The organism is Pseudomonas sp. P5_B2 (assembly GCF_056400445.1).
In genome coordinates, this window is record NZ_JBFULH010001241.1 from 1 (window position 1) to 813 (window position 813).

Sequence of the window (813 nt, forward strand, 5' to 3'; positions counted from 1 at the left end):
GAATGCTGTAACGCAGTAAACGTCCACACAAAATCCTCCGCACCTCGCAATTAGCGACGGTTGGAACAGCTTTTTTGGAAAAGGTTTTATGACAGGCAAAAAAAAGCCCGCTGGGGAACGGGCTAGGGTACTGCTTTCTAACGGATGGTTTGAGCCTACGACCGAGCCTGTGAAAAGTTTGTGAAAAACAAACGGGCACCATGACCAAACGTCTGCGGTCCGGTTTTGAATCGAAAAATCGATACTGCGAAAATGAAAACCCCGCTCGATGGCGGGGTTTGTCCGGTTAACAGTTATTTCCTGGAAGGCGCCGCCACTCTTGGCAGAAATTTCGCCTTAGGGCCTCTGGGCGTCGTCGATTTCATTTTACTGATCTGGACCGGGTCTTCCCCAAAGCCCGATACATACTCGGTCTGGCCACACTTGACGCAATTGTTGATCGGAAATTCAGCCCCGTCGTCTTCGATATACGGATCAGCCATACCTCTTCCCCTCTCAAAAAGGGTCGACACCGGCAAAGCCATTTGCCTGAAAAATATCGACCGCCAAGGCTTTTGAGACTAGCCGGTCACTACCCGACTTGTAATTCAGTTTTTCACGTGACCGACGAGTGGCCCGAACTCAACACGTGAACAAACAGAATGCATCACCTCAGCTTGACCGCTGTCCCCGTCACAAAAACCACCACCATCCCACCCTTTCCGGACGGCATGCTGATCTCAAAATCGAGCCCCACCACTGCGTCTGCATGAAGTGCCCGCGCCCGTTCCTTGATCTCGTCAGTCGCTTGAATGCGCGCCTCCTTCAAAGCCC

The 813-nt window shown here is 52.0% G+C and carries 2 protein-coding genes; both read right to left on the reverse strand.

From position 1 onward, the window contains the following. Window positions 1–293 precede the first annotated feature (293 nt). A complete protein-coding gene (locus AC1DRJ_RS30495) occupies window positions 294–482 on the reverse strand; it encodes a hypothetical protein (RefSeq protein ID WP_477805387.1) in 189 nt (62 codons plus the stop codon). Between the two features lie 164 nt (window positions 483–646). Beyond that, on the reverse strand, window positions 647–813 hold a 167-nt coding region (locus tag AC1DRJ_RS30500), incomplete at its 5' end, for a heavy metal-binding domain-containing protein (protein ID WP_477805388.1).